This window comes from Archangium violaceum Cb vi76 (assembly GCF_000733295.1).
Taxonomy (GTDB): Bacteria; Myxococcota; Myxococcia; order Myxococcales; family Myxococcaceae; genus Archangium; species Archangium violaceum.
Genome location: NZ_JPMI01000104.1, coordinates 20,907 through 28,260 on the forward strand (window position 1 = coordinate 20,907; position 7,354 = coordinate 28,260).

6 protein-coding genes are annotated in these 7,354 nt (G+C 71.8%); 5 read left to right on the forward strand and 1 reads right to left on the reverse strand.

The window, feature by feature from the left end; all coding sequences use genetic code 11:
- Nucleotides 1–6 precede the first annotated feature (6 nt).
- The 4 genes from Q664_RS16370 to Q664_RS16385 all read left to right on the forward strand — a co-directional run bounded on the left by Q664_RS16370 (nucleotide 7) and on the right by Q664_RS16385 (nucleotide 2,213).
- Nucleotides 7–294 (forward strand): macro domain-containing protein, encoded by a 288-nt coding sequence (locus Q664_RS16370; protein WP_043395650.1) that lies wholly within the window; start codon nucleotides 7–9, stop codon nucleotides 292–294.
- Nucleotides 295–320: 26 nt separating this feature from the next.
- The gene (locus Q664_RS16375; protein ID WP_043395653.1) at nucleotides 321–1,208 is read left to right on the forward strand and encodes a 5'-3' exonuclease; all 888 of its coding nucleotides are present in this window, start codon (nucleotides 321–323) and stop codon (nucleotides 1,206–1,208) included.
- Between the two features lie 90 nt (nucleotides 1,209–1,298).
- The gene (locus Q664_RS16380; RefSeq protein ID WP_143195963.1) at nucleotides 1,299–1,757 is read left to right on the forward strand and encodes a group II truncated hemoglobin; all 459 of its coding nucleotides are present in this window, start codon (nucleotides 1,299–1,301) and stop codon (nucleotides 1,755–1,757) included.
- Nucleotides 1,758–2,213 (forward strand): YaiI/YqxD family protein, encoded by a 456-nt coding sequence (locus tag Q664_RS16385; protein ID WP_043395659.1) that lies wholly within the window; start codon nucleotides 1,758–1,760, stop codon nucleotides 2,211–2,213.
- A 9-nt stretch (nucleotides 2,214–2,222) separates the two neighbouring features.
- Here the strand turns inward: Q664_RS16385 and Q664_RS57760 are convergent, their stop codons facing one another.
- Nucleotides 2,223–3,374: a hypothetical protein gene (locus Q664_RS57760; protein WP_052518221.1), complete on the reverse strand. Its 1,152-nt coding sequence runs from the start codon at nucleotides 3,372–3,374 to the stop codon at nucleotides 2,223–2,225.
- A gap of 257 nt (nucleotides 3,375–3,631) precedes the next feature.
- Between Q664_RS57760 and Q664_RS16400 the strand changes: the two genes are divergently transcribed.
- Nucleotides 3,632–7,258, forward strand: a complete 3,627-nt coding sequence (locus tag Q664_RS16400; protein WP_160174419.1) for a hypothetical protein — start codon at nucleotides 3,632–3,634, stop codon at nucleotides 7,256–7,258.
- Nucleotides 7,259–7,354 lie beyond the last annotated feature (96 nt).

Consider the following 7,354-nt stretch of genomic DNA (forward strand, 5'->3'; position numbering starts at 1 on the left):
CGCCATATGACGCCGCGCATCGTCGAGGGAGACCTGCTGGAGCAGCGGGTCGACGCCATCGTGAACGCCTGGAACCGGATGCTCTGGCGCTCGTCGGAGCGGTCCATCCGGGATTCGGTGACGAACGCGCTCGCGAGGGCCCGGGAGCACGGTTTCGGCTCCGTGGCGTTTCCGATCATCGGCGCGGGCAGCGGCGGCTTCGATGAGGAGCGGGCCCTCGAGGTGATGGTGTCCACGCTGGAAGCCCGTGAGGCGGAGATGGACGTCACCGTGGTGCGCTACCGGCGGCGCTGAGGCTTGGATTGAGGTAGACAGCCCTCATGCGCCTGCACCTCGTCGACGGTACCTATGAGCTCTACCGTGCCCACTTCTCGCCCCGCCCCGGAGCCACCGCTCCCGATGGCCGCGATGTGAAGGCCACCGTGGGACTCGTCTCCTCGATGCTCGCGTTGCTGCACGACGCCCACGAGTCCGTGACACACGTGGCCCTGGCCTTCGACAACCCCATCCGCTCGTTCCGCAATGAGCTCTTCGCCGGCTACAAGTCCGACGAAGGTGTTCCCCCCGAGCTCCATGCCCAGTTCGACCTCGCCGAGGAGGCCATGCGCGCGCTCGGGCTCACCGTCTGGTCCATGAAGGACTTCGAGGCGGATGATGCGCTCGCCACCGCCTCCGCGCGCTGGTCCGGGAAGGTGGAGCAGGTGCGGCTGCTCACCCCCGACAAGGACCTCGGCCAGTGTGTGCGCGGCGGCAAGGTGGTCCAGGTGGACCGCAAGCAGCAGAAGGAGCTGGACGAGGACGCGGTGCGGGCGAAGCTCGGCGTCGCCCCGGCGAGTGTGCCGGACCTGCTGGCGCTCGTGGGCGATGACGCCGATGGCATCCCCGGCCTGCCCGGCTTCGGAGAGAAGGGCGCGTCCGCTCTGCTCAACGCCTACGGCCACCTGGAGGCCATTCCCGCCGACGCGAGCGCCTGGTCCGTACGCCCTCGTGGTGCGGACAAGCTCGCCGCCACCCTGCGCGAGCACCGCGAGGACGCGCTGCTGTACCGCAAGCTCGCCACCCTGGTGACGGATGCGCCCATCTCCAAGTCACTCGAGGACCTCGCCTGGGCCGGTGTCCCCCGGGCGCGTTTCCTCTCCCTGTGTGACTCCCTCGGGCTCACCACGCTGAAGACCCGCCCCAAGCGCTGGGCCGCCGACAGCGCTTGAACGCACGGGCTGTTGTTTCCCGCGAGACCCGCGCAAGGGGTTGCATGCCGCCCAGAAATGGCGCACATGGGCTCGGGGTTGAATACCGCTATGTCCACCGAGCTCAAGCCCATCGGGCTGAACATTCCTGGCAACGACGACACCTGGACTCCCTCCATGGAGGACATGCCCTTCCACCGTCTGGGCGGTGAGGCGGGGGTCCAGGCCCTGGCCGAGGCCTTCTACGACGCCATGGATGCGAACGAGCCCGCGCTCGCCCGCCTGCACGAGCTGGATGAGCAGGGCAGGGTGTCGCGCGGCATGCGCGAGCGCTTCGGCCTCTTCCTCATCGGCTGGCTGGGCGGGCCCCAGCACTACATGGAGAAGCACGGCCACCCGCGCCTGCGCATGCGCCACGGCCATGTCCCCGTGGACACCGCCCAGCGCGACGCCTGGGTGCGCTGCATGCAGCGCGCGATGGATGCCCGCGGGGTGAAGGGCAACGTGCGCCGCTTCCTCGACAACCGCTTCGCCGAAGTGGCCGACTTCCTGCGCAATACCGAGGGCTGAGTGAAAATCTGGGTCGACGCCGACGCGTGTCCGGGGCCGGTGCGGGACATCCTCCTGCGCGCCTCGCAGCGCCTGCACATCCCCACCGTCTTCGTGGCCAACAAGCGCCTCACCCTGCCTCGCTCGGAGCTCGTCTCCACCGTGCAGGTGGGCGCGGGGCTCGACGTGGCGGATGGCTACATCGCCTCCTCCGCCGGGTCCGGAGACCTCGCCGTCACCCAGGACATTCCCCTCGCCGCGCTGCTCGTCCCCAAGGGCGTGGTGGTGCTGGATCCCCGGGGCGAGCTCTTCAGCGAGGAGAACATCGCCGAGCGCCTCTCCGTCCGGAACTTCATGCAGGAGCTGCGCGACAGCGGCGTGATGACCGGCGGCCCGAGCGGGTTCTCCGCCCAGGACCGCCAGCAGTTCGCCGCCTCGCTGGACCGCGAGCTCACCCGGCTGCTCAAGGCCCGGTAGCGGCGCCCGCTAGAAGCGCATCAGCAGGCCCGGGCCCGCCGTGAGCGACTCGTTGCGCCGGCCCGTGCGCATCAGCACCGGCACGGGGACGGCCCGGAAGGTCTCGGACGCCTGGCTCCGCAGCCTCGGCGAGGTGGGCGGATAGGGCGTCGGCTCCTCGGCGGTGACCAGCGCCGTGATGACGAAGGTGGCCGCGATGCCGCCGATGGCCGACAGCGGAACGGCCGGGCCATCCGCGAGCGCCGTGCCCGCCAGCAGCAGCACCGCGCCCACGCCCATGGGCAGCACCGTGAGCTTGAAGACGCGCGACGCCGACAGCTCGAACGGCACCGCCAGCAGGCCGCCCACGCCCATGCCGAGCAGGGGCGCCACCAGCGTCGGAGCGAGGTTCGGGTCCTGGTCCCCCTCTTCCGCGAGCAGCACCGTGGCCTGCACGAGGCCGGTGAGCGCGAAGGCGTAGAGGGCGCTCATCCCCACGAGCGACGCGTCTCCATCGCTCACGTCACCGGGCAGCGCCGTGGCCGCCAGCACGCCGATGATTCCGGCCTGCGTGGTGAGCAGCGCCGCGACGGCGCGGTCCCTGTCGCCGAGCCCCTGCTCCGAGCCGAAGCCGAAACCGGCGAGGAAGCCCAGCGCGGCGCCCCCCGCGGCGAGCAGCGATTCGTTGCGCTCCACCGGGACGTAGTACTGGTACACGGCCGCGGCGGTGCCGAGCCCCAGGCCTCCAATCACCGCGCCCACGTACGTCCCGTTGTCCGACGCGAAGGTGTTGCCGAGGATGCCGCCCGTCACCGCGCCGCTGAGCAGCTCGGTGAAGACGAGCAGCATGCCGCCCGCGCCCGAGGAGAAGCGGCTGTAGCGCTCCGCGCGCTCGGCGGCCGTCTCCGAGGGACCCTCGGCGGGTGGAGGCGGAGGCGGGGGCGCGGACTGCACCTGGGCGGGCGGAGGCGGCGGAGGAGCCGGCTGCGCCGCGGGCGGTGGAGGCGGCGGAGGCTGTTGGGTGGTGGGCGCGGGAGGCTGTGCGGCGGCCGCAGGCGGCGGCGCGGGCGGGGTCTGCACCGCGGGCGAGGCGGGCTGGGTGGTGGTCGTGGTGGACTGCGCCCGCGCGACGCCATTCGCGGTCAGCAGGCCAAGACACATCAGGGAAACGATGAGCCGCATACACAGGTCTCCTGGACGTAACGTGGGGGGAAAGATGGGTCGGGCGGCCCTGGGGTGCATCGTTCAATCCCTGGCGTTGGCTCGTCCCACGGGGCGGGGCGGTGTCGGGTGTCACGCACCGGAGGCCCGGGAGTGTCGGGTGGGGAGGGAAGGGCCGGCCGGCGTCCTGGCGGGCAGGCACGCCTCGGGCGGGGGGCACTTGTGCCACAATGCCGGTGCACCGCGTGGTCTCCGGCCCCTCTCACCGGCCCCTCTTCATGACGACTTCCTTCCGTGCCCGGTCCTTTCCTCGGAGCCCGGTCTCCCCGGGACTGCTTCTCGCGAGCGCCGTGCTCCTGTGGCTCGGGAGCGTGACGGGCTGTGCCCGGAGCGAGGCTCCACCGCCTCCCATCGAGGCGAAGGTGGAGGGCCACTGGCTGCAACCGCTCGCCCACGGCAGCCAGATGGTGCCGTGCGGACACGGCCACCACGCCTGGGTCTGGTCGCCGAACCGGGCCGGCTTCTGGTTGGTGGACGCGGAGGGCCGCGAGTCCGTCATCGAGGGACTCGGCGACAAGGGCTTCTGGGTCGTGAACGTGGTGCCCACCGCCGACCCGGAGCGGGCGTGGGTCATCGTGCAGGTGCCCTCGGATTACAAGTCGAGCACCGTGCTCCTGCTGGTGGACCACCAGCGGCGGCTCGAGGTGCCCGAGGTGTCCATCCCGGACATGTCGCTGGTGCCGTCCGAGGGACGTGAGCGGCTCTGGGTGGTCTCCGATTTCAATCTGCGGCAACTGCTGGTCGCCGATGCCGCGGGCGAGGTGACGCCGGTGCGCCTCGGCACGGGGTGGATCACCGCGCGCAAGGTGATGCCCGTGGCCGGGGGCCAACAGGGCTGGCTGGTGCTGGACCAGAGCCTCCTCCACGTGGACCCGCGGGCGGGCGCTCAGTCCCTTTCGCGGCCAGTGCCCGTGCAGAACGTGTGGGCCCTGCTCCCCACCCGGCAGCCTCATCGGGCCTGGGTGCTCGCGGATGTGCCCGGAAGGACCGGGTCCCAGTTCTTCCTCGCGAGCCGGGAGGGTGTGAAGACCACCGCGACGCCTCTGCTCGGGAATGTCCAGCGGCTCTTCGCCCACCGCGATGCCAACCTCGTCTGGGTGTTGCTGTCCCCGGGCCCCAGTGTGGGGCCGGGCCCGGCCCTGGAGCTGAAGCTCGTGGGGCTCGATGGGAAGACGGTGGGGCCCGGCGTGACGGTGGAGGGCTCGCCCGCCGTGGAGCGCTCGCCGGATGGGCACTTGTGGGTGAGCGACGAGCGGCGTGTCTACCTCCTGGGAGAGGGTGGAGGCGAGGTGGCGCGCAGCGCGGACGCGGAGGGGTTGGGCCGGGCCGAGCTCCACCCCGTGTCGGCGGAGCGCGCCTGGGCGGTGACGGAGGAGGGCGAGGTCCGCCTGCTGTCGGTGAAGGGCCAGGTCATCACCTCGGGAGACCAGGCGGTGACGGGCCTTCACGAGCCCCGCTTGATGGCGTTGGACGCGAACGGCGGTTGGGCGCTGTCGGACGGTGGTACCCGCCTGCTCCGGCTCTCGCTGGGGCCGGTGGGAGTGCGGGCCACGCAGGTGCTCGAGGGGGCGGGGCTGAACGACGTGTTCCCCCTGAAGGGCACCGGCCGCGCCTGGGTGACGGGTATTCCCCGGGGCTCGCTGTACGGGCCGGCCTCGGACGTGGGGCGCGTACGGGTGGGCTTCGCGGGGGGTGCTCATCTCGAGCGCGACGCGAAGGGCAACGTTCTGGTGGAGGGCCGTCTGGAGGCGGGCGCGCCGCTGGAGTCGTTGGAGCTCGACTGGCCCGGGCTCGCGCAGGCGGCGGGAGTGGGACGCACGCTGCGGCTCGAATTGCGCGCGGAGGAGGGCAAGGGCGCGCTGGTGGGGCAGGGCGTGCGGCGTCTCGCGGAGCCGTCCGGTGTGCTCTTCCAGTGGGCGGAGCCGCCGGGAAGCGCGGAGCACCTCTACCGCACCGTGGTGGCGCACGAGGTGGAGAATGGCACCCGCCTCACCGCCACCTTCCAGCACGTGCCCTTCGGTGTGCCGTTGCTCGACCGCGTCTGGGTTCGCACCGCGCTGGCGTGTCTCGCGGTGACGTTGTTGTTGCTGTTGCCCATGCTGTTGCTGCGCCCCTCGGGGGTGACCCGCCGGTGGTTGCCGCTCGCCGGCTATGTCGTCACCGGAGTGGGGGCGGGCGGTGGCGAGCTGCTGGGGCTGCTGGGGGGGCTGCGCATCCACCTGCCCACGGTGCTCGCCGTGACGTGCGCCGAGCTGGTGCTGTGCGCGGGCCTGGGGCTGCTGTCGCCGGCCGTGTTCCGCCGGCTCGTCTTCACGCACCCGTTCTCCTGGGCCGCGGCGCCGCTGCTGCGCTCGCCTTCCTTCCGGCGCCGCTTCTTCGCCACGCATGTCCGGCAGGTCCGCCGCCGGGTGGACGTGTCCTCCGCCCAGGCCAATGGCGAGGTCTTCGTGGAGCTCTCCTCGCACGTCACCGAGTACGCCGGGCCCGGAGTCGCGCCCTCGGCCTCGGAGCGCACGGCCGAGGAGTTGTGCGGGCTGCTCACGCGCGAGCGCGCGCACCTGCTCATCCAGTGCGCGGGAGGCCGGGGGAAGAGCGCGCTCCTGCGGCGGCTGGTGCGTCTGTCGCTGGAGCACTTCGAGAAGCAGCCGTCCTCGCCGCTGCCCGTGTTCATCGATCCGGCGGCGGAGGACCTGGAGACGGCCGCGAAGGAGGCCCTGCAGGACCTGGGTCTTCCGGAGGCGCTGCGGGACGCGCTGCTGGAGTCGGGGGACTTCTTCCTGGTGTTGGACGGCCTCACCGAGTCGAAGCTGGAGCCAGAGGCGCTGCGCCGCTACCTGGAGCGGGAGATGGGGCTGCACGCGCCCGTGCTGTTGTCCGCGCGGCCGAACGAGGCGTACCGGACGGCGATGGCGCACGCGCTGCGGTGGATGGCGGTGGAGCCGAAGCGGCTGGACGCGGCGGGGCTGGAGCGCTTCCAGGCGGCGTACCCGGGTCCGGACGGCAAGCCGGTGCCGCTCTCCGAGTCCCTCCTGCGCATCTGCCGCGGACGGGCGGCGGACGGGACGTACGTGCCCCTGCTGGTGCGCCTGGCGCTGCGCTTCGGCGGGGGAGGGGTGGACAGCGTCATCAACCTCTACCGGGCGGTGTTCGCGGGGTTGTTGAAGAAGGCACCGGACGACGCGGAGACCTCGGAGCTGCTGGGCTTCGCGGAGGCGCTGTGCCTGGGCAGCTATTGGCGGCATCGCAGCCGGCTGATCGTCTTCCGCGACAGCCCGGACGAGGCGAAGCTGCGGATGCTGCTGGACGCGGGGCTGCTGGTGGCGGCGGACGCGAGGCCGGGGCCGGTGCCCACGCACGTGCGCTTCTTCCACGACTCGATGCAGAGCTACCTCACGGCGCGGGCGCTGTACGCGCAATACGCCGCCCAGGCACGGTGGGACTGCCTGTGGCGCGCGGCGGGCGAGCCGGGTTTCGCGCGGGAGCAGTCGGACCTGATGACGGAGGCGGGCTCGGAGCTGTTCCAGATGTGCTCGTACGTCTTCGGCTATGACGCGCGGTTGAAGGCCGAGCTGATGCGGCACCTGGAGCAGTGCGCGGAGGCGAACGACGAGCGGTTGAACAAAGAAGGCATCCTGGCGGCGGTGCCGGAGGAGTTGCGGCCCGTGTTGCGCAAGTCCGGCCGGGTGCTGTCGCCGGGGCTGCTGCTGAGCGAGGCGAGCCGCGTCTGCGCGGAGCACCCGGACGGAGATGCCCTGTTCCTGCTGTACGCGCGGATGGCCCCGTTGGCGTGGCCCTGGAAGCCCGAGGAGGAGAGTCCGGCACGCTCCCAGGAGGACGCGGCGTAGGGACCCGTGGATGTCCCCTCTCCCTCTGGGAGAGGGTCAGGGTGAGGGTTTACCTCTCTGGGTCCGTGTGACCGCATGGAAACACGCGGGTGAAGA

What these genes read in the sequence shown, in the direction of transcription:
- Q664_RS16370 (WP_043395650.1), top strand. Translation starts at nt 7, where the DNA reads ATGACGCCGCGCATCGTCGAGGGAGACCTGCTGGAGCAGCGGGTCGAC.
- Q664_RS16375 (WP_043395653.1), top strand. Translation starts at nt 321, where the DNA reads ATGCGCCTGCACCTCGTCGACGGTACCTATGAGCTCTACCGTGCCCAC.
- Q664_RS16380 (WP_143195963.1), top strand. Translation starts at nt 1,299, where the DNA reads ATGTCCACCGAGCTCAAGCCCATCGGGCTGAACATTCCTGGCAACGAC.
- Q664_RS57760 (WP_052518221.1), bottom strand. Translation starts at nt 3,374, where the DNA reads ATGCGGCTCATCGTTTCCCTGATGTGTCTTGGCCTGCTGACCGCGAAT.
- Q664_RS16400 (WP_160174419.1), top strand. Translation starts at nt 3,632, where the DNA reads ATGACGACTTCCTTCCGTGCCCGGTCCTTTCCTCGGAGCCCGGTCTCC.